The following is a 20,759-nucleotide window of genomic DNA, read 5'->3' on the forward strand; positions in this document are numbered from 1 at the left end:
AACCTTTGTGTAATCAGCATCCTTGTATTGCAGGGCAGTAATGGCATCTTCGATAGCTTTCGCCATTGCATCCACTTCGGTCTGCTCCGTAAGGTTCTTACCACGGGTCACAGCATTTACAGCGGCTTCCACGCCGGAGAAATCCTTGTAGTCATCCTTCTTCAAAGCGTTTGCTTTGGCAATGGCTGCATCAACCTTTGTGTAATCAGCATCCTTGTATTGCAGGGCAGTAATGGCATCTTCGATAGCTTTCGCCATTGCATCAACCTCTGTTTGCTGGGCTTTGCTTTTTGCTCGGTCAACAGAGTTAATGGAATCTTCTACTGCAGAATAATTTGTATAAAGGCTGCTATCAAGAGCCGTTGCCCTTGCGATGGCTGCATCGACAGCTGTGTAATCAGCCAACCTGTTTGTTAAATCCCAACTAAAAGTCGGATGTTCTATTCCTTCTACCCATACAACTCCCTGTGAGGCATTGTTTTGCAACAAAACGAGAATATCATTATCTGTAAAATCAGTTATCGCCTTTGCACAAGGTGTCGGATCAAAGCTTGTGTCAATAGCAAGACTACCCTTGTCTAATTTCGTAATGACATGATACCCATTATCACTTTCTTTATAAAAACAGTCAGCAACTGTTGGGGTTCCTGTCAGATGAGCAATTACAGCAGTATATTCCTTTTCCGCACTTGATAAGTCGCTGCTTACCATCATGCAGTTATTGATTTTAACATTTTCTTCTACATTATTGTTGTAACCAACAGCCAATAACCCTCCAACTGTAGACTCCAGATCTTCGCTAACGATTGAGCCATTAAACCAACAGTCTGAAATCACAGAAGTTTTGTTAGCATTTAACCATTCGCCGACCAATCCTCCGACACTATCACTAGATTCGGATTTTCTGCTAATGATGTTTGCGTCAGAACCACATCCAACAATTTGTGTACCTTGCATGCATGATCCTGCAATTCCGCCTATGCTTCGCCAACCATTGACACTTTCTACAGTGCCGGATGTATAACAGTTTATGATCTTGCCGTTTTCTACCAATGCAGCTATGATGCCTACATGCATACTGTAATCATTGGCGCTCAAATCCGCATCTACAACATTCAGATTCTTGATTACACCGCCCTGCACATAGCCAAAAAGCGAGTCGAAAGAATCGTTGCCTATCCCATGACGGTTCAAGTTGTATATCGTATGTCCTTGTCCGTCAAATGTTCCTTTAAAGAAATAACCGTCGTCTACATTTCTGTTTGTAATCGGTGTCCAAGGATAATCTCCAAGGTCTAAGTCGTAGTCTAAATATATAATCTTATTATCAAATGTGTTACCTGTAGATGCACCAGTATCAATTCCAATATTTGTGAGTTCTGCAAGTCCCGCCAACTGCTCTGCTGTTTTGATATGAAATTCTGTATCAGTTTCATTATACCAGCTTGTATCAGATGTTCCGTCCCAAACATCTACCTCATTTTCCGCAGCAAAGGCTACGGTCGGTATCAATCCAGCTACCATTACAAGACAGATAAAGACTGCCAACATTTTTTTCTTCATAACAGTTCCTCCATTTTTTAATTTCCCACTATTTACTTTCTCCGGCAGCGGACACGCCGAGAAAAGATGTGTTTACGGGTGGTGGTTAGGACTTCAATATCAAACCACCATCCTTCCGGCAAACGCAAAAAGCCGAAGCCAAGGCATAATGCGCCCTGTCTCCGGCAATTGGTTCGTTATAAATTGTATAAAATAAGACTTGACATGCTGAAAAAACGGCGCTATGCTCCTGCCAAGCCGAGCCGAGCCGACAATGATTGTCACATTTCTGTTTGCCATAGTCAAGTCCTCCTTCAATAATTTCTAAGGCAAAAGGATATGAATCCCCCTACCACATAGTTATACAAAAATATTTTAGCAGATTTTCACAAAAATTTCAAGTAGTTTTCAGAATATTGCTATCATCTTTTTTTCAAAGCATTGCCTTCTTCCATTACTCACGGAACTTTATGACTTCTTGAATAGTACCCGAAAAGGAAAAGACACCGTCTGTGACAGCGACTTTTCTTGCTTAGTATTAACAGTATATAAGCTCACTGGAAACGATTTCCATAGCAGCGCTACGGATGTTGTTCATTCTCTGCACCCACAGCGTTTGGTTTTCCGCTTTGAGGGCTTCCGTTACGCCCTCTTTTTCGGAAAGCTGTTTTACCAGCCGAGAAAACAATGCTTCTGCCTGCTGATGGATTTTTGTACAGTCGGTGTTGCAAAATCTCTGCCTTGTGCTGTTCGGATAAAACTCTTTGCCGCATTGTTCGTACACGCGCTTCGGGTACTTATGACCGTCATTCGCCGCCCAGCGTTCCACCTTGGTTTTAGCTCTATGCGCAGCATTGCTCTCACGCTGCCGGTTTTTCTTGCACTTGGCTTTTTTCACCACTTCTTGCTCGGCTTTCCGTACTTTTAATTAGTTAATTGTATTCCATAAACTTTTAATTGATTTTGCACGATTAATGTAATCATCTGTAATGTCAGGTTTAAAGAAACTAAATGTTTCATCATAACTATAAACTTCCTTAAAAATACTTTCAGGACTATCCTTAGTAGCTAGTTTTTATATACATCTGTAGGGCTTTTCTCAGCCTCTTCTTGAGAACAAATTAATGCCTTTGAAATAGCAATTGCAGCTTTTGGGTTCTCTTTTAGCCACTGACTTCTACCTGCAAATAAGAAACCTGATGATAGACTACTGTCATTTGACGAATCAATAATTATATTTCCAAGACCGGCATTCTCAAAAACTGCTAAATTTGATATAGTTGAAACAACTGCATCAGCATCTCCTGAAGCCAGTAACGTTTGAGCATCTAAAATTGAATTTAACTGGTTGATTTTACTTATATCAACATTATTTTTCTTTGTAACATCTAAGAAGTATTTTTATGATATTGTTCCTAGTGTTACTACAACATTTTTGCCCTCAAGGTCAGAGATACTCTTTATTCCACTGACCTTTCTAGCTAAAAGACCAAAGTTTAATTGTGATGTTGATAGTGCAAAACATTTTAAGTCAAATCCATTACTTACAGCAGTAATTAGTGGAAATTCTGCATATACTGCAACATCAATTTCATTTGCTGCAAAAGCTTCATTTACTGCAGGTTCTGCTTGAGCAAAACCCTTAAGCTCAACAGTATATCCTTCTTTCTTAAGTCCATCTTGTAGATAACCAAGTTTATAAAAATACTGTGCATTATCGAGTAAAGAACTTTCAGCATCTTGTCCTGTTGTACCAATTCTGATTACTTTAGTACCGGAAGTGGTTTTACTTGAAGTATCTGAACCACATCCTTGTGTTGGTTAAATCATATTCGTTATTACCTATTATTTTAATAGGAATAACATTATAAATTTTTCTATATGAAACTTATCATAATTTTTTCTATATACTATAATTAGAAATAAAAAAGTTGGCTCATAATGAACCAACTTAATATAACATTATTTATTTTTTATGATATTAGCTAATAAATATATTCTATCAATGCAGTGTTCAAAGAACTTTTCATATGCACCACATAAACAGTTTAATGACGGTTTAACATTTATAAATGTCTCTCTCCATCTTCTGCAACCACCACGACATAAATACAAATATTTGCATTTTTAACATTTATCATTTATGGGTAAAGAACAACTTACAAAGTTCTTTGCTTTATCTGACTTAATTAAATTATTGAAATCATCATCAATTGTTCCAAGTTTCCACTCATCTGTACAGTAAAAGTCACAAGGATAAACATTGCCGTTACCCTCAACAACAAAGTAACAATTACATTTACCTGACATACCACAGGATTCAGGCATATATCCGGCTGCCATTTGTACCCAATTAGAGAATATTCTTATATCAATATTACTACTATGTACATAATCATTATACCAAATATCAAATAGCTCACAGAGAAATTCTCCATATGTATTAGCATCTAAAGACCATTCTGACTTTGTATCACTATCATCAAGACAAGGTATATATTGTTGAAACTGAAAGCCTTTTTAGCAGATAACTTTTTGTAAAAGCAATAACTACAATTGATATTACAAGCTGATGATGCAGGCTTAATTAAAATACTTGTTGCAGGCATAACCATTCCTCTTTTCTACTTATTATTGCAATTATAAGTTATTGCAAATACTTATACAATTAGAATATTTTTATAAATTTTTCATAGTCTCTTTGCATAAATAAAAAATATGTGAAAGTTAATTACAAAATCAACAATATATCATAATGTTATTGTATAATCTAAATATAATATTTTGTAGATATGTTGGTGTTTTGTATGAAACGCATATTATTAATCCTAATTACTTTATTATTAATACTAACAAGTTGCTTTAGTGCTAATTGTGTTACAAGGACAAGTTATAAATTACTAAATAACAGTAAGTTATATTACTTTGCTGACAGTAAGAATGACTATATTGTTAGTGTAAAGGATAGAACTGCTGTTGTTAATAAAATAGGTTATGGCTATAGCACAATTAAAACGAATGCTGAAATTACTAAGTGTAATTATGCCGGTGGTTATTTTCATTTCTTTTCCGATAGTAATAATGGTAAAATAGGTGTTGTAAAATTTAATTATAATAGTGGTAAGTATAAAACTATAACTATGAATGATGGCACAAAAACTAGGTGGACACTTTGTTCTGTAGATAAAAGTAATAACTATTATTTTGTGGATTTTAATAATAGGTCTTTGTTACATAAATTTAATTCTAAAGGTAATCCGGTAAATACATATAAATTTGATAGTAACATTAATCAAATTGATACTACAAACGGTACTTATCAATTTGTATTAACCTCTTATGGACTGTGTTATATTAAAGGTAATATTATTTATTCAACATCAAATGATTACAACATATTCCCTATGTCAATGGTTAATGATGAATATTATTGTGGTAACGGAAAAGTGTATTCATTATTTAATACCAATGAATATGGTAGTTACAAAGATAACAGGACTGCTTTATTGTCAAATGGAATTGCAAAAGCAAGTGGTAATAAAATAGTATATTCTGATTTTAGTAGTTCAACTAATAAAGAATATTCTTTTAATTTTAATATTGAATATTTGTATGGTTATAAGGATAGAATTATCGTAACCAAAGGAAGCAATATTTATATTGTAAAAACCGATGAATTAAAAAGTAAAAAAGCAAATACTACTAGGACAATTGAAAATAATAATACTAAAACATATGGTATTTATACTAATGCATATACTATAGGTGATAAATACATTACCGGTGTAAGCCCCAATACAACTATTGCAACATTTAAGAAAAATGTTAGTTATGATGGTTATGATATTGCTTTCATTAAGAATGGCAGTGTAGTTTCAAGTGGTAAAATCGGTACAGGAATGATTGTTAGATTTACAGGAAATAATGAAGTTGTAGAGAGAACTTTCATAATTAAAGGTGACGTTAATTGTACAGGTACAGTGAACAGTAAAGATACTGATACATATATGAACTTTCTACTTGGATTAGAAGGTTTAACTGATGAAGCAATGATAGCTTGTGATATAAATAATGACGGTGTACTGGATAATAGTGACCTAGTATTAATGGCAAAATTAAGAGAATAAAAAAGACCAATGCATGACAATACATTGGTCACAAAACATAAATTAAGGCTTTGACAAATTGTCAAAGCCTTAAAATTTATATATGAATTTTATTAGTCGCTATTTCTTACAAATATTTGAACAAGAAGATTTAAAATCTTAAAGTATAGATGAACAATTGTATAAACTAGGTCAAATGCTGCCATCCATTCATAGCTTTTATCCATCTTTCTTTCAACACATTCTTCAATACCGTTAAAGTCAGCTACTAGGAATATTGCTGCAATAATAATAAAGACAATTGAAGAAATGATACTTACTACGGGATTTGCAAGAATTCCATCAATACCAATTGCAACAATATTTAGACCTGGAATAAAGTGCATAACAATTAGAAGAGAATGCTACCGATAATAATTGAACCAAATAGTATAAACATAAACTTTCTGAATTTTGCAGTTACTTTAATAATTCTAGTAGTATATAGAATTAGCATTGCTAGTTCATATTCTGTATCGACATCAAAATTGAAAGTTATTTTAGAATTCTTATAAGTTAATATTTTTGATTTGTTATTAAAAGTTATTTTTATTGGGTTTGAATATACTACAACTTTGCAAGTAATATTAAATTTCATTTTTTGATTATTTATTTCATTTATTTAAAATTTTTAATCTTATCAATAACTGAACTACAATCTTCAATTTTTAATCTATCACTCAATTTACTTATTATAATATCTAAATTATCATTGTTAACGATTTCTTCTAAAATAGATATGGCAGATAATCGAATATGATAATCATTGTCATTTAATAATAGGAAAATCTCATCAATAACATTTTCACCAAACAAATACAAGCAATATAGACAACTTAAAATACAATCTTTTGACTTATTACAACTTTTAATTTTATATACATATTCTTTAAAGTCATTAGAAATTCCTAAACTATAAACAACATCACCTAATGACATAATTGCATAACTTTTCGCTAAATTGTTTGTTTCTGTTCTAATTGCATTTTGAAGTAATTGAACAGTATTTGCATCACTAAAGACAGACAATGAATCATATACTTCTGTTCTGACATAGTCATTTTTATCTTTAGATAGTCTGCTTAATATTTCAAAACCAAATTCATCAATAGATTTTACCATCAAGGACGCTACTAAGCCTTTTACAAAAGAATTTGAGTCATATGACAATTTCTTTAATAATGATTTTTGCTCATGGGTAAATTCATTAAATTCTTCATAGCTAAGAAACAATTCAATTTTATCTTTTACTACCATATATATTCATATCCTTGTTTTTATAATAATACAAATATATTATACTAAACTGAAAATAGAAAAAATATTAGCATTATATATAACAATATACCAAATTATTTTTACATATTAAACAAAAAGTTCATACAAATCTATGAACTTAATTTTATTTATTTAGTTTTCTTTTTATAATATGTGTTACAAAGTTAAATACAAATATAGCAAATAAACCTATGATAACACCTAAAATTATTGCAGCAAAAACATCACTTGGAAAATGAACAAATAAGTATAGTCTTGAAAAAGTAATTAGAGTTGCTAGAATGATTGCTATAATTCCGAATTTCTTATCAGCATATGTGATTATTACTGCACTAATAGTTGATGCTAAAGTGTGACCTGATGGAAAAGAATAATCTGTAGGATTGCTGACTAATAAAGGAAAATTACTTTCAATCCAACAAGGTCTAGGTCTTGCTACCAGTGGTTTTAACAGTAAATTGCCGATTAATAAACTCATTATTAATCCTATAGAAAGGATAATTCCATATTTGCGATATTTCTTAGATATTAAAAATGCAATTGCAACTATTATCCATATTGCACCACTACTACCCAGTGCAGTTATCTTAGGCATAATAAAATCTAAGAAGTTACATTGTAAATTGTTATGTATCCAATGTAATATTGCAAAGTCTATATTTTGTATTGTATCTAACATTATTTCACCTTATTTCAATTATTATTTTGCTAAGTTAATTTGTGTTGAAAGAAGTGGCACTCCATCTTTTACAAGTTCTAAACTGTCTAGTAACTTTTCTGTGGAGGCAACAATATACTTGCAGTCTGTCGAGAATGAACGATTTTCATTCTGATACATTTTGTGATAGAAAGATAGATTAAAACAATAAGTTTTGTATTTATTTTGTGGTTCTTTTAGCCCAATAACAAAGTTATGAAATATAGGTTGTAAAAGCATTTCATATTTCATATGTTGTGCCATACCACCGGTAAAGAATGCATTATGTGCAAATGTAAAACAATCTGCAATATAATGTACTGCTGTACCTAATAAGAACCATTGATATGGTGTTGATATTGTAGTGCAAGAAAGTTTTTCAACAATTCTGTCAATGTGTTTCTTGCAATTTGGAGCATTGTGACCATGAAGTAATTTGTGCTTTATTGAACCTCTAATATATGTAAATGGATTATAGTCTGGTTCAACACATCCAATAAGAAACCACTTTTCTTTTAAAGGTGATAACTTTATTTTCTTAATATTAAGTAGGTATTTACCCAATAATAGATGATCGTCAGTTTTCAATTTAACTCAACATCCTTTCTGAAACTCTTTAGGTCATTAAGTATAAGTGACTTATTATGATTAATAGGTTTCCATTCAGATTTAGTAAATGGAGCAATTACAGAAATCGGAATATATGTAATCATAAATATCGGAAATGTAAATGCGTACAGAACTTTCTTTATGTTACTACAACAAATTTTCTTCCATTCTGTTATTGTTGTGATAGCATCAATAAAGAACATTGTTAAATACAAATTCAATGCACTTTGTCCAAGTGATAATAAGATTGTTGATACGCCATCACTTTTAATTATACTAACTACTATAGCAAATATATTAACTATTATGCTAACCTATAAAAGAACATTAGCCGGTGTAATATTCATCAACATATCAATGACTGAGAATTTACCTTTTAATGTGTACTTAAAAAGTCTTTTGCCATACTAACCTAGGATTTGTAAATAGCCTTTAGACCATCATAGTATTTGTGTTACTGATTGTTTGAAACTAGAAAGAAATAGGAATATACAAAAATTGATAAGCATAACAAACAAAGAATACAAGCATAATGGAATAGTTAATCATATTGATTGTATCTATAATATCACCTACCTTAATAAAATAATATATACTGTACAAAAATTCTACTAGTAGTTTTTGTAAGTTCTTTATTTTCTTTTTCTTTCATTTACTTATACGCAAATAAATTAAATAGGTTGGTATTAAATTATATTTTTTACCCAATTATAAAAGTGATATTTGAAATTGTCCACTTAATATGTTAAAATTTAGTAATATAATTTTTGCTTACAAGAAAGTATGGATAATGATTATGAATGATGCAAAAATATTTTTACTTGATGATAAACAAGAAATTATTAATATGATTGAGCCTGCTTTAAGAAAAGAAGGCTATGAAAATATATTTTCTGCAAATAACATTACTACTGCTGAAAAGCAGTTAAAGAAATAACACCTAATATTATGATTCTAGTTATGTTACCTGATGGTGACGGTTTTGACTTTATGAAAGAAATTCGTAAATCATCTGATATTCCTGTTATCTTTCTTACTGCTAAAGATGAAGAGATTATGACAAAATTATTGGACTTGGTTTAGGTGCAGATGATTACATAACAAAACCCTTCTTAATGAAAGAACTCTGCAGTCATCGAATACTTTTTACATATATGTGGTGTTTTGTACGCACTGTCTGCTACTATTGTTTTTACTTTTGGAAACCTTTCAGTTACTTCTTCATACACATCATCAAAAGCTACACTGTCATGAACATTGCCGGGCGTAACTTCTACTCCTAATATATATCCGTTTTTATCATCATCGAAAGGTGCTTTACCATGTGCTTCTCTGTCGGCGTTAATTTCTTTTAACAGTTCATCGGCATATCTTTTTGCAGCTACAGGCACTTCTGTTTACTCTCCTTTTCTAACATCTTCATCACCATCTTTATTATACCACCATAAACAACAAAAGCCCAGCTTTCGCTGGACTTTTTCGACATGCTGAAAGGTCTGTATTTCTACAGACCTTTAATTATTTATTCACCTAAAATTTTTCTAATTTTAGCAAGTGTATCAATAGTAGTTTTTAAATCTTCTCCATCAATATTAGCGATAATCTTGCTATAAGCACTTACTAAACTTTCTTTCTGGCCATGCATCTCAGAAACTGCCTTAGTTGTAGGAGTGATATATGTTCTTTCTTTTTTATCATCGGTATGCCATTCTACATAACCTTTTTGCTGAAGCTTTTTTACTGCTTTGGAAATATCCGTAATAGACATATGCATATATTCAGCTAAATCTGAAAGATAAACACCATCTTCAATTTCTGAATTTTCCATACAATGCTTTATGCTATATAAAAATAGATAATCAGCTTTTTCAAAAGTTTTGAATATATTGTCAATATTAATACTTCTTAGAAAGAAATCTTCTTGGATACTACTCAATTACATCTGTCCTCTCTTTTTACATAATCTTTATTTGTTACAAGGCTCTTGTATGCAGGTCTGATAATCTTATCAGTAGTTACAAGTTCCTCAATACGGTGAGCACTCCAACCAACTATTCTTGCAATTGCAAACAACGGTGTGTATAGTTCCTTAGGAATACCCAGCATATCGTAAACAAAGCCACTGTAGAAGTCAACATTAGGACTAACACCTTTGTAAATCTTTCTCTTTTCAGCAATAACCTTTGGTGCTAATTTTTCAATGTTGTTATATAAAGTCATATCATCATTGCGATGCTTTTCTTCTGCAAGCTGTTCAACAAATCTCTTAAATACTTTTTCTCTTGGGTCAGATAATGAATAAACTGCATGACCCATACCATAGATAAGACCTTGCTTATCAAATGTTTCTTTATTAAGAATCTTTTTTAGATAATTTTTAATTTCATCTTCATCATAGAAATCAGATACATGATGACGAATATCATCAATCATATTCATAACCATAATGTTAGCACCACCATGCTTCTTACCTTTTAGTGATGACATAGCAGCAGCAATAGCTGAATATGTATCTGAACCTGAAGAAGTAACAACTCTTGTTGTAAAGGTTGAGTTATTACCACCACCATGTTCCATATGAAGTAGTAAAGCAATATCAAGAACTCTTGCTTCAAGTTCTGTATATTTTTGATCCGGTCTAATCATACGAAGAAAGTTCTCAGCAATAGAAAGTTCAGGATCAGGTCTATGAATATACATACTACCGTTATTTTCGTAGTGGTTATATGCGTGATACGCATATGCTGCCATCATTGGGAATGTACTAATAAGCATCATACATTGTCTTAATACATTAGAAAGTTCAAGGTTGTCCTTATCTTTATCATATGATGCTAAAGTAAGAATACTTCTAGTCATTGAGTTCATAATGTCAGCAGTAGGAGCTTTCATAATTACATCACGAGTAAAGTTAGTTGGTAGTTCCATACCGTCAGAAAGAGCAATTTTGAATTTGCTTAACTGACTTTCTGTTGGAAGTTCACCAAATAATAGAAGATATGCACCCTCTTCAAAAATAAACTTCTTACCTGTTGAGCCATTTACAATATCTTGAACATTATATCCACGATAAAGAAGTTCACCATCACAAGGTGTCTTTACTCCATCAATAAATTTAAAGGCAGTAATTTGAGATATATTTGTAAGTCCTGTTAAAACACCTTGACCGTTTTCATCTCTTAAGCCTTTTTTTACACCATACTCTGCATATAAGCCTTTGTTGATTGAGTCATGAGTAACACACAAATCAACATTACTTTTTGCATAATTAAGTAGCTTATCCATAAATAACTCCCTTCGTATAAAGAACTATGAGTTAAGTTCCTTTTCTACATTGTCATTAATTTTGTGTATTATAGATTTAAGTACAGAAATTTCATCTTTTGTGATTTCCTTTTGAATTACATTTTTACAATTACAATACACTTTATCAACTTTATCTATTATATCCATTGCTCTTTTTTCAATAATAATATGCATTATTCTGTGGTCTTTACTGTCCTCAGCAAGACGAATATAACCATTCTCTCTTAGGTTATCCAAAGAATGAGAAATATGAGCTTTGGATAAATGAAATATCTTCATTATTTCCTTTGAAGTATCCACATATGGGTGATTATATAAGAACACCAATATATCAACCTCAATAGGTTTTAATTCACAATCGGCTAAAACCGGTTCCATTTTTTTATTAATTAATTTTTTAATCTGTCTAGCAACAGACAACAGTTCATTTGCTTCCATAAAGTACCTCTTAGTTCGGTAACGAACTATTAAGAAGTATAACACTAATTTGTATAAAAGTCAAGTAAATCAAGGGTTGCACACATAATTTTCACTAAACATTCACTATAATATAATTAATTTTGTACAAATATAAAAATACCGACTACTTTTCTGTAGTCGGTAATAAGATTATTAAGAAATTAAGGTTTTAATGAGCCATAGTGATAACTGGCAGTAGCACCACCATCACACATAAAGTCTGTACCTGTAATGAAAGCACCTTTATCACTCAATGAAAATACTGTATTTGTCTTAACAAAATACACCTCTTTAAAAAAACAGAGATTATGAAATTAATCATAATCTCTGAAAATTGCTTAATTAAAATTAGTCTTTTGGTAACTTAAAGTCATCAGAAAAGTCAAAAGTAGCAAAGTAGTCACCTGGAGTTTCTGCTCTTCTAATTAATTTATGTGAGCCATCTTCCTTTAGTAGTACCTCTGCACTTCTTAGCTTACCGTTGTAGTTGTAACCCATTGAGAAACCATGAGCACCGGCATCATGAATATAGATAATGTCACCCATATCAATCTTTGGTAACATTCTGTCAATAGCGAATTTATCGTTATTTTCGCATAGGCCACCTGTAACATCATACTTATGGTCGCAAGGTTCATTTTCTTTACCAAGAACAGTAATATGGTGATAAGAACCATACATTGCAGGACGCATTAGGTTTGCTGCACAAGCATCAAGACCAATATATTCCTTATAAATATGCTTTTCATGAATTGCAGTAGCAACCAAAGCACCGTATGGTGCAAGCATATATCTTCCAAGTTCTGTGTAGATTTCTACATCGCCCATTCCCTCAGGAACAAGGATTTCTTCAAATTTTTTTCTAACACCTTCACCGATAATAGCAATGTCATTCTTTGGCTGTTCAGGTTTATAATCAACACCAACACCACCTGAAAGGTTGATAAACTTAATATGTACACCTGTTTTCTTGTGTAGTCTAACTGCTAGGTTAAATAGAATACCGGCTAGTTCAGGATAATATTCATTTGAAACGGTATTTGATGCTAAAAATGCGTGAATACCAAATTCTTCAGCACCGGCCTTTTTAAGTTCAGTAAATGCTTCAACCATTTGTTCTTCACTCATACCATACTTTGAGTCACCGGGAGTATCCATAACCTGAACTTTTTCTTCACTATCAGCTAGTTTAAAAACACCACCCGGATTATATCTGCAACAAATTGTCTTTGGAACACCACAAACCTTTTTGATAAATTCAACATGAGTTAAATCATCAAGGTTAATGTTAGCACCTAGTTCATAAGCCTTTTTCATATCTTGTACAGGTGTAACATTTGAACTAAACATAATGTCACTACCTGTGATACCACAAGCCTCACATAGTTCAAGTTCTGTATAAGAAGAGCAGTCCATACCACAACCCTCTTCTTGTAAAATCTTCATTAGATATGGGTTAGGAGTAGCTTTTACTGCAAAATATTCCTTATAACCTTTGTTCCAACTAAAAGCCTTGTTAAGTGCTCTAGCATTTTCTCTAATACCCTTTTCGTCATAAATGTGGAATGGTGTAGGAATGTCCTTAATAATATCCTTAGCCTGTTCCAAAGTAATAAATGGCTTCTTCTCCATTTTTATTCCTCCTCTGAATCTTTTAAGTATTCCTCAACACTTTCATTAATAACACCGATTATTGACTCGGCACCTTCCCCTGTTTGTGCTGAAAATGGAAATAATCTTATATCATCAAACTCTTTTAGAGTTTCCCCAATCATAGCTAAATTCTTATTAACTTCTGATTTCTTTAGTTTATCCAGCTTTGTAAGAACCACAATATATGGCAAACCACTATTGTGTAAAAAACTAATCATACCAATATCATCTTGAGTTGGTTTATGTCGCATATCAAGTAACTGAACAACTAGGCAAAATGCTCTTTCTTGGTCAAAATAGCCTTCCATTAATTCTGCCCATCTTTGTTTTTCAGCTTTACTTACCTTTGCATAACCATAACCCGGTAAATCTACAAGATGAAAATCATCAACATCAAAAAAGTTAATTGTTGCAGTTTTACCTGGCTTTGAGCTAATTCTGGCCAAAGCCTTTCTACCACAAAGTTTATTGATAAGTGATGACTTACCAACATTACTTTTGCCGGAAAAAATAACTTCAGGTTTAGTTGACTGAGGTAACTGACTGCTTGTACCACAAGCAAATTCAAATTCTGCACTATTAAAAGTCATAATTACCTCCTACTGTCTAATTGCATTAACTAGGCCATCTTTAACAGATGTACCAGTACTTTTTGCAAATGATTTATTATAATTGCAAATTGCAATTTCTAAAACCTCTGTTATATGTTTAACAGGTTTAAATTCAACCTTTTCTTTAACTACATCATCAACTTCTTCAAGGTCTTTAATGTTGTCATAAGGAATGATAACAGTTTTCATACCATTTCTATAGGCTGCCATACTTTTCTCTCTAAGTCCACCTATTGGAAGAACTTTACCTCTTAAAGTAATTTCACCTGTCATAGCAACATCACTTCTTACAGGCATATTAGTTAATGCTGAGAAAATAGCAGTTGCCATTGTTACACCGGCTGATGGTCCATCTTTTGGAACTGCACCTTCCGGAGCATGAAGATGGATGTCATTTTTTCTATAGAAATCATTATTAATTATGTACTTTTCACTCATAGTACGGATACAAGTAATAGCAATCTTTGCTGATTCTTGCATTACTTCACCTAATGAACCTGTTAGCTGAATATTACCCTTACCAGGCATTAATGCCACTTCAATAGGTAACAATGTACCACCAACAGAAGTCCAAGCCAATCCGTTTACAACGCCAACTTCATTGCGTTTACTCTTAGTGTCATCAGTAAATTTATAAGCACCTAAGAATTCTTGAACATTCTTATCTGTGATAGAAACTGAGTCAACTTCTTCCATAAGTATTTTAACTGCTGATTTTCTCATTAAGGAAGCAATTGTTCTTTCTAATGAACGAACACCAGCTTCTCTTGTATAGTAATCAATTAATGAATAAATACCCTTAGGAGAAATTTTGAATTGTGTTTTATCAAGGCCATTTAATTCAAGTTGTTTCTTAATTAAATGCTTTTTAGCTATATTAAGTTTTTCTTCTCTTGTATAAGATGGAAGTTCAATAATATCCATTCTATCCCTTAATGGTGCAGGGATAAGTGACAAGTCATTTGCAGTTGTGATAAACATTACATTTGATAAATCAAAAGGAATTTCTAAGTAATGGTCAACAAATGTACTGTTCTGTTCACTGTCAAGAACTTCAAGTAAAGCTGATGTTGGGTCACCTTTGTAGTCTTGTCCAAGCTTATCAACTTCATCAAGAATAATCAAAGGATTCATACTCTTTGCACTTCTCATTGCATTGATAATTCTACCCGGCATAGAACCTATATATGTCTTTCTATGACCTCTGATTTCTGCTTCATCATGAATACCACCAAGGGCAATTCTTGCACTATTCTTGCCAATAGCTTTAGCAATAGACTGTGCAATAGAAGTTTTACCAACACCGGGAGGTCCAACCAAACAAATAATCTGTGAATTGTTCTTACGGTTAAGAATTTTAACTGCAAGTTGTTCAATAATTCTATCTTTAACCTTATTTAAACCATAATGTTCTTTATCTAAAGACTTTCTTACTTTATGTATTTCAAGTTTATCAGTTGTAAACTTATTCCATGGCAAATCAAGACAAGTATCAAGATATGTACGAATAACAGTAGCTTCTTGATTTGAATAACCCATTTTCTGAAGTTTAGCACATTCTTTTAATAAGGTCTTTTCAATTTCTTCATCAAGGTGTAAATCTAAAATTTTCTTTTTATATTCTTCAGATTCAGATTCAGGATTGTCCTGTTCACCAAGTTCTTCTTGAATTACTGCTAACTGTTCCCTTAGAAAATAATCTCTTTGGTTTTTTTCTATATTCTGTCTGGCTTTTTCTACAATGTCATTTTCAATTTCAATAACATTGATTTCTTCCAACAGTAATTCAATTAAGGCTTCCAGCCTTGCTTCAATATCAAAGATATTTAGAATTGTCTGTTTATTTGTATAGTCGGTAATAATATTACTAGCTATATAATCAGCAATTTCTGAGGCATCTTTACAAAGACTTAGTTTATAAAGATAATCAGTTGAAAAACTAGGTGTAATAGATATATATTGTTCAAATACATTTTTTGCTGCTCTTACTAAAGCATCACCTTTTTCACTGTCGGTAATTTCACTTCTAGGAACTTCTTCTACTTTAGCAAATAAGCAATTTGTATCTGTTGTAATCTCTTTTAAAATACCACGATATTTACCTTGAATAGTAACTCTGATAATATCTTCTTGTTGATTTACTATTTGGGTAATGTTGCAAATAACACCAACTTTGTAAACATCATCAAGTTTTGGTCTATTTACAGAAGTTAGCTTTTGTGTGGTTACAAAAATTTCTTGGTTATTAAGCATAGCAGCTTCTACGGCAGCTTTACTACGCTTTCGACCTACATCAAAATGTAGAATCATATCCGGAAATACAACTAATCCCTTTAGTGGTAGAACCGGTAATTCAACAATATTAGGTGTATCGTTCATATAATCACTCAATTCAAAAATAGCTGTACCCAAAGAGTACAGCTATTTCGTATGTTTATTTAAGCTGTTGGATTGGATTCTTCATCCATAATTATTGGTTGCTTTTTCTTAGTTCTACGTCTTGTAATCTTTGGTTTAGCCTTACCGTTTACAACATCAGCGTTAATAACAATCTTCTTGATTGTTTCGTCAGATGGAGTTGTAAACATTAAATCAGTAAGAACATTTTCAAGAATACCACGCAAACCTCTTGCACCGGTATTTTGCTCCTTAGCAATCTTAGCTACTGCAAGTAGAGCATCATCAGTAAATTCAAGATCAACATCATCCAGTTCAAACAGCTTCTTGTACTGGTTGACAATTGAATTCTTAGGTTCAGTTAAAATTCTGACTAGGGCATTTTCGTCAAGACCTGAAAGTGATGTAATAACAGGAATACGACCAACAAGTTCAGGAATAATACCAAACTTAACAAGGTCATGAGCTACAACATCTTTCATCCAATCTGTACTGTCAAGTTCTTTACGGCTTCTAATTGTGCCACCAAAGCCAAGTACTGAGGAGTTCATTCTCTTCTCAACAATTTTTTCCAGCCCCTCAAAAGCACCACCACAAATAAATAAAATGTTCTTAGTATTTATCTGTATAAATTCCTGTTGAGGATGCTTTCTGCCACCCTGAGGTGGAACATTAGAAACAGTGCCTTCAATAATTTTAAGTAAAGCCTGCTGAACACCTTCACCACTAACATCTCTGGTGATTGATGGATTTTCAGACTTACGAGAAATCTTATCAATTTCATCAATATAGATAATGCCACGCTCAGCCTTTTCTATATCGTAATCAGCAGCTTGAATAAGTTTTAGAAGAATGTTCTCAACATCTTCACCAACATATCCGGCTTCTGTTAATGTGGTTGCATCAGCAATAGCAAAAGGAACATCAAGTGTTTTTGCTAAGGTTTGTGCAAGAAGTGTTTTTCCCACACCGGTTGGACCAAGTAAAAGCACATTACTCTTAGCAAATTCTACATCATCATCAAGGGAAAATACTCTCTTGTAATGGTTATAAACTGCTACACTCAAAGTAACCTTTGCTCTATCTTGACCAATAACATACTGATCTAGCACATCCTTAATTTCCTGTGGTTTAAGAAGCTGTGGAATTTCAATATCTTTCTTTTGGTTTTTAACAGGTTCAAGACCATCTTCTAATATTTGCATACACAAATCAACACATTGGTCGCAAATATATACACCATTGCCAGATATTATTCTACCAACCATATCTTGTGGTTTACCACAGAAAGAACAGTAAATTTCTTTTTCGTCCTTTGGCATTAACTAATTCCCCTTTTATCTGTTTGTGATAACCTTGTCAATTAGACCGTATTCAAGTGCTTCTTGAGCAGTCATAAAGTTATCTCTTTCAGTATCCTTTGCAATTACATCATATGGTTGACCAGTATTGGCAGCAAGAATTTCGTTTAACTTCTTCTTTGTGTCGATAATGTGCTGAGTATGAATAAGCATATCAGTTGCCTGACCCTGAGCACCACCACTTGGCTGGTGAATCATAATATCACTGTTAGGTAGAGCATATCTCTTGCCCTTTGCACCTGCTGATAGTAGGAAAGCACCCATTGATGCAGCCATACCCATACAAATTGTTGATACATCACACTTAATGTAATTCATTGTATCGTAAATTGACATACCGTCAGTAACAGAACCACCAGGGCTATTAATATATAAGCTAATATCCTTTGTTGGATCCTGACCTTCTAGGTATAGAAGTTGGGCTACAACCAAACTTGCAGTCTGGTTGTTTACCTCTTCTGTTAACATAATAATTCTATCGTTTAAAAGTCTTGAAAAAATATCATAGGAGCGTTCGCCTCTATTTGTTTGTTCAACGACATATGGTACTAATGCCATTCTAATCAATCCTTTCAATTATAATAATAGGTTAGATAGACCAAATTTATTCAATTAGTCTTCTTTTTTATCTTCAGCAGCCTTCTTGCTTTCAGCCTTAACACTGTTTACTGCAAGGTCCATAGCCTTCTGAGTCTTTAGGTCAGCTGATAGTGCTTCATCGTTGATTGCTTTCTTAACATCTTCAACCTTCATATTGTACTGATCAGCTAGTCTTGTGTATTCTGCATCTAGGTCAGCTTCTGTTACTTCGATAGCTTCCTTTTCAGCAATCTTTTCAAGAGCAAGTCTTAGCTTAACTCTCTTTTCAGCATCAGGTCTGTACATTTCCTTAATAGTGTCAGGAGTTGCACCCATATACTTCATATATGTGTTAAAGTCCATACCCTGGCTTCTTAGACGCATATCGAATTCCTGAATCATTTCGTTAACTGCATTATCATACATCTGTTCAGGGATTTCACCTTCAACAGCATCACATAGCTTTGTGATAACCTGATCTTCGATATCCTTCTTCTGTTCATCTTCTAGACGTTTCTTAACAGTTTCCTTAACTTCTTCCTTATATTCGTCAAGAGTTTCCTTTTCACTTACATCCTTAACAAATTCATCGTCAAGTTCTGGAAGTTCTTTTCTCTTGATTTCGTGTAGGTTAATCTTGAATTCAGCATCTGCACCCTTTAGTTCTTCAGCCTGATAATCTTCAGGGAACTTAACTGTGATAGTGAATTCTTCACCTGTCTTGTGACCAACAATCTGTTCTTCAAAACCTGGGATAAAGTTGCCTGAACCAATTGCTAGGTTGTAGTTTTCAGCCTTACCACCTTCAAATGGAACGCCGTCCTTCATACCTTCAAAGTCGATAACAACCATATCGCCATTTTCAACAGCACCGTCTTCAACAGTTACCATACGGCTATTTCTGTCACGAACTTTTTCGATTTCTTCATCAATAAGTTTCTTTGTAACTCTTGTTGACTTCTTCTTAACTGTGATACCCTTGTAATCGTTAATGTCAATTTCAGGGTATGTGATTACTGTAGCCTTGAAAGTAAAGCCATCTTTTTCTGAAGCATCCATAGCTTCAAGGGATTCAACTGCAATAACATTTAGTTCTGCTTCCTTAGCAGCTGCATCAAGAGCTTCTGGGTAACAATCCTGCATTGCATCTTCAAAGAATACACCTTCGCCATACATCTTTTCGATCATATGCTTAGGAGCTTTACCTTTTCTAAAGCCAGGAACATTGATGTTCTTAACCTGCTTCTTGTATGCTTTATTACAAGCTTTTGCAAAAGTTTCAGCATCAACAGATACTTCAACTTCGTATGTGTTTTCTTTAGTTTTTGTTGAATTATTAAGACTCATTGTATATTTCCTCCTGTTTATGACTAAATAACTAGACAATTATAACATATGCTTTTGATAATTTCCATAGTTTTTATCAAATTATTTTGCAATTAGCACGGGGGTAAATGCTACACTGTCACTTGATATTAACTTTAGTTTAATATCTTCATAGTCACCATTAAAAGCATACTTTGTAATTTTACGACCATGTAAGTGACCATAGTAACATTTTTTTATATTGTAGTTATGTAGTATATCAAATATTTCTTGACAACACTGATTTCCGAATACCGGTGGATAATGAAGAAAAACAATTGTTTCTAAATCGTTATCAACACTATCAAGTGATAATTTTAATCTACCAAGTTCTCGGTTAAGGACTTTCTCATCCTCAGCACTGTCAACTTCTAAATTCCATCCACGAGTACCACAGATGTTATAGTTACCTACCTTGTAAGAATTATTAAAAAGAATCTTAATTTTGTTAAAATTATTTTCTTCAAGGTAGTTATCTACTTTCTTCTTAGTTCCCCACCATAAATCGTGGTTTCCTTTTAAGAAAATTTTGTTACCCTTAAGTTTATTGTTTATAAACTCAAAGTCTTTGTAACATTCATCAAGCTTAAGAGCCCAACAAATGTCACCGGCTACAATAACTGTATCTTCATCTTTTACAATGCTGTTCCAGTTATTAAGCAATCTCTCTATATGATTGTCCCAACCTTCAAATATATCCATAGGTTTATCAACACCGATAGATAAATGAAGGTCAGCAATACAAAATAAAGACATA

Annotated in this window: 25 protein-coding genes; 3 read left to right on the forward strand and 22 right to left on the reverse strand. The window is 32.7% G+C overall.

Annotation, left to right across the window (positions count from 1 at the left end; translation table 11 throughout):
- The 6 genes from WMO18_RS07570 to WMO18_RS07595 form a co-directional block, all read right to left on the reverse strand.
- Positions 1–1,563 (reverse strand): hypothetical protein (locus WMO18_RS07570; protein WP_367286508.1); only part of this gene is annotated, 1,563 nt, incomplete at its 3' end.
- Positions 1,564–1,662: 99 nt separating this feature from the next.
- Positions 1,663–1,842, reverse strand: a complete 180-nt coding sequence (locus tag WMO18_RS07575) for a hypothetical protein (protein WP_211148262.1) — start codon at positions 1,840–1,842, stop codon at positions 1,663–1,665.
- 238 nt (positions 1,843–2,080) lie between these two features.
- Complete coding sequence (locus WMO18_RS07580; RefSeq protein WP_348982027.1) at positions 2,081–2,440, reverse strand: TnpV protein; 360 nt, start codon at positions 2,438–2,440, stop codon at positions 2,081–2,083.
- Positions 2,441–2,943: 503 nt separating this feature from the next.
- Entirely contained in the window at positions 2,944–3,306 is a 363-nt protein-coding gene (locus tag WMO18_RS10965; RefSeq protein WP_211148266.1) for an ABC transporter substrate-binding protein, read from the reverse strand.
- Positions 3,307–3,669: 363 nt separating this feature from the next.
- The gene (locus tag WMO18_RS07590) at positions 3,670–3,885 is read right to left on the reverse strand and encodes an SPASM domain-containing protein (RefSeq protein ID WP_211148263.1); all 216 of its coding nucleotides are present in this window, start codon (positions 3,883–3,885) and stop codon (positions 3,670–3,672) included.
- A 107-nt stretch (positions 3,886–3,992) separates the two neighbouring features.
- Positions 3,993–4,151, reverse strand: a complete 159-nt coding sequence (locus WMO18_RS07595; RefSeq protein ID WP_329979107.1) for a hypothetical protein — start codon at positions 4,149–4,151, stop codon at positions 3,993–3,995.
- Positions 4,152–4,349: 198 nt separating this feature from the next.
- On the opposite strand from WMO18_RS07595, the gene WMO18_RS07600 reads away from it, so the two are divergent.
- Positions 4,350–5,669: a dockerin type I repeat-containing protein gene (locus WMO18_RS07600; protein WP_329979105.1), complete on the forward strand. Its 1,320-nt coding sequence runs from the start codon at positions 4,350–4,352 to the stop codon at positions 5,667–5,669.
- 92 nt (positions 5,670–5,761) lie between these two features.
- Here WMO18_RS07600 and WMO18_RS07605 read toward each other — a convergent pair whose 3' ends face one another.
- The 5 genes from WMO18_RS07605 to WMO18_RS07625 all read right to left on the reverse strand — a co-directional run bounded on the left by WMO18_RS07605 (position 5,762) and on the right by WMO18_RS07625 (position 8,474).
- Positions 5,762–6,034, reverse strand: a complete 273-nt coding sequence (locus tag WMO18_RS07605; protein WP_329979103.1) for a Bax inhibitor-1/YccA family membrane protein — start codon at positions 6,032–6,034, stop codon at positions 5,762–5,764.
- A 271-nt stretch (positions 6,035–6,305) separates the two neighbouring features.
- Positions 6,306–6,944 (reverse strand): HEAT repeat domain-containing protein, encoded by a 639-nt coding sequence (locus WMO18_RS07610; protein WP_367286509.1) that lies wholly within the window; start codon positions 6,942–6,944, stop codon positions 6,306–6,308.
- Between the two features lie 145 nt (positions 6,945–7,089).
- Positions 7,090–7,644 carry a phosphatase PAP2 family protein gene (locus tag WMO18_RS07615; protein WP_329979100.1) on the reverse strand — a complete coding sequence of 185 codons (555 nt, stop codon included), beginning with the start codon at positions 7,642–7,644 and terminating at the stop codon, positions 7,090–7,092.
- A 21-nt stretch (positions 7,645–7,665) separates the two neighbouring features.
- Positions 7,666–8,250 (reverse strand): zinc dependent phospholipase C family protein, encoded by a 585-nt coding sequence (locus WMO18_RS07620; RefSeq protein ID WP_329979098.1) that lies wholly within the window; start codon positions 8,248–8,250, stop codon positions 7,666–7,668.
- On the reverse strand, positions 8,247–8,474 hold the full coding sequence (locus WMO18_RS07625) for a hypothetical protein (protein ID WP_367286510.1): 228 nt from the start codon (positions 8,472–8,474) through the stop codon (positions 8,247–8,249). The genes WMO18_RS07620 and WMO18_RS07625 overlap by 4 nt, the downstream gene beginning before the upstream one ends.
- Before the next feature lie 593 nt (positions 8,475–9,067).
- On the opposite strand from WMO18_RS07625, the gene WMO18_RS07630 reads away from it, so the two are divergent.
- Together WMO18_RS07630 and WMO18_RS07635 are read left to right on the forward strand one after the other, a co-directional pair.
- Positions 9,068–9,208 carry a hypothetical protein gene (locus tag WMO18_RS07630; protein WP_211148578.1) on the forward strand — a complete coding sequence of 47 codons (141 nt, stop codon included), beginning with the start codon at positions 9,068–9,070 and terminating at the stop codon, positions 9,206–9,208.
- Positions 9,209–9,219: 11 nt separating this feature from the next.
- Positions 9,220–9,354 (forward strand): response regulator, encoded by a 135-nt coding sequence (locus WMO18_RS07635; protein ID WP_437127964.1) that lies wholly within the window; start codon positions 9,220–9,222, stop codon positions 9,352–9,354.
- A 29-nt stretch (positions 9,355–9,383) separates the two neighbouring features.
- On the opposite strand, the gene WMO18_RS07640 is transcribed toward WMO18_RS07635, so the two are convergent.
- From WMO18_RS07640 to WMO18_RS07695, 11 genes are all read right to left on the reverse strand, one after another.
- Positions 9,384–9,662 carry a transposase gene (locus WMO18_RS07640; RefSeq protein ID WP_211148579.1) on the reverse strand — a complete coding sequence of 93 codons (279 nt, stop codon included), beginning with the start codon at positions 9,660–9,662 and terminating at the stop codon, positions 9,384–9,386.
- Between the two features lie 131 nt (positions 9,663–9,793).
- Positions 9,794–10,207, reverse strand: a complete 414-nt coding sequence (locus WMO18_RS07645) for a MarR family winged helix-turn-helix transcriptional regulator (protein ID WP_022506224.1) — start codon at positions 10,205–10,207, stop codon at positions 9,794–9,796.
- The gene (locus tag WMO18_RS07650) at positions 10,204–11,556 is read right to left on the reverse strand and encodes a citrate/2-methylcitrate synthase (protein ID WP_211148580.1); all 1,353 of its coding nucleotides are present in this window, start codon (positions 11,554–11,556) and stop codon (positions 10,204–10,206) included. The genes WMO18_RS07645 and WMO18_RS07650 overlap by 4 nt, the downstream gene beginning before the upstream one ends.
- A gap of 24 nt (positions 11,557–11,580) precedes the next feature.
- Complete coding sequence (locus WMO18_RS07655; RefSeq protein WP_022506226.1) at positions 11,581–12,015, reverse strand: MarR family winged helix-turn-helix transcriptional regulator; 435 nt, start codon at positions 12,013–12,015, stop codon at positions 11,581–11,583.
- A 369-nt stretch (positions 12,016–12,384) separates the two neighbouring features.
- Positions 12,385–13,668 carry a diaminopimelate decarboxylase gene (locus WMO18_RS07665; protein ID WP_211148500.1) on the reverse strand — a complete coding sequence of 428 codons (1,284 nt, stop codon included), beginning with the start codon at positions 13,666–13,668 and terminating at the stop codon, positions 12,385–12,387.
- Between the two features lie 2 nt (positions 13,669–13,670).
- Positions 13,671–14,279 carry a ribosome biogenesis GTP-binding protein YihA/YsxC gene (gene yihA, locus WMO18_RS07670; protein ID WP_211148501.1) on the reverse strand — a complete coding sequence of 203 codons (609 nt, stop codon included), beginning with the start codon at positions 14,277–14,279 and terminating at the stop codon, positions 13,671–13,673.
- A gap of 9 nt (positions 14,280–14,288) precedes the next feature.
- Positions 14,289–16,679: an endopeptidase La gene (gene lon, locus WMO18_RS07675; protein WP_367286511.1), complete on the reverse strand. Its 2,391-nt coding sequence runs from the start codon at positions 16,677–16,679 to the stop codon at positions 14,289–14,291.
- 59 nt (positions 16,680–16,738) lie between these two features.
- Complete coding sequence (gene clpX / locus WMO18_RS07680; RefSeq protein ID WP_211148306.1) at positions 16,739–18,019, reverse strand: ATP-dependent Clp protease ATP-binding subunit ClpX; 1,281 nt, start codon at positions 18,017–18,019, stop codon at positions 16,739–16,741.
- A gap of 15 nt (positions 18,020–18,034) precedes the next feature.
- Entirely contained in the window at positions 18,035–18,616 is a 582-nt protein-coding gene (gene clpP / locus WMO18_RS07685; RefSeq protein ID WP_211148305.1) for an ATP-dependent Clp endopeptidase proteolytic subunit ClpP, read from the reverse strand.
- A gap of 54 nt (positions 18,617–18,670) precedes the next feature.
- Positions 18,671–19,984, reverse strand: a complete 1,314-nt coding sequence (gene tig / locus WMO18_RS07690) for a trigger factor (protein ID WP_211148304.1) — start codon at positions 19,982–19,984, stop codon at positions 18,671–18,673.
- A gap of 81 nt (positions 19,985–20,065) precedes the next feature.
- Entirely contained in the window at positions 20,066–20,758 is a 693-nt protein-coding gene (locus WMO18_RS07695; protein WP_211148303.1) for a metallophosphoesterase, read from the reverse strand.
- Position 20,759: the final 1 nt, after the last annotated feature.

Source organism: Ruminococcoides intestinihominis (assembly GCF_040096285.1).
GTDB lineage: Bacteria > Bacillota > Clostridia > Oscillospirales > Acutalibacteraceae > Ruminococcoides > Ruminococcoides intestinihominis.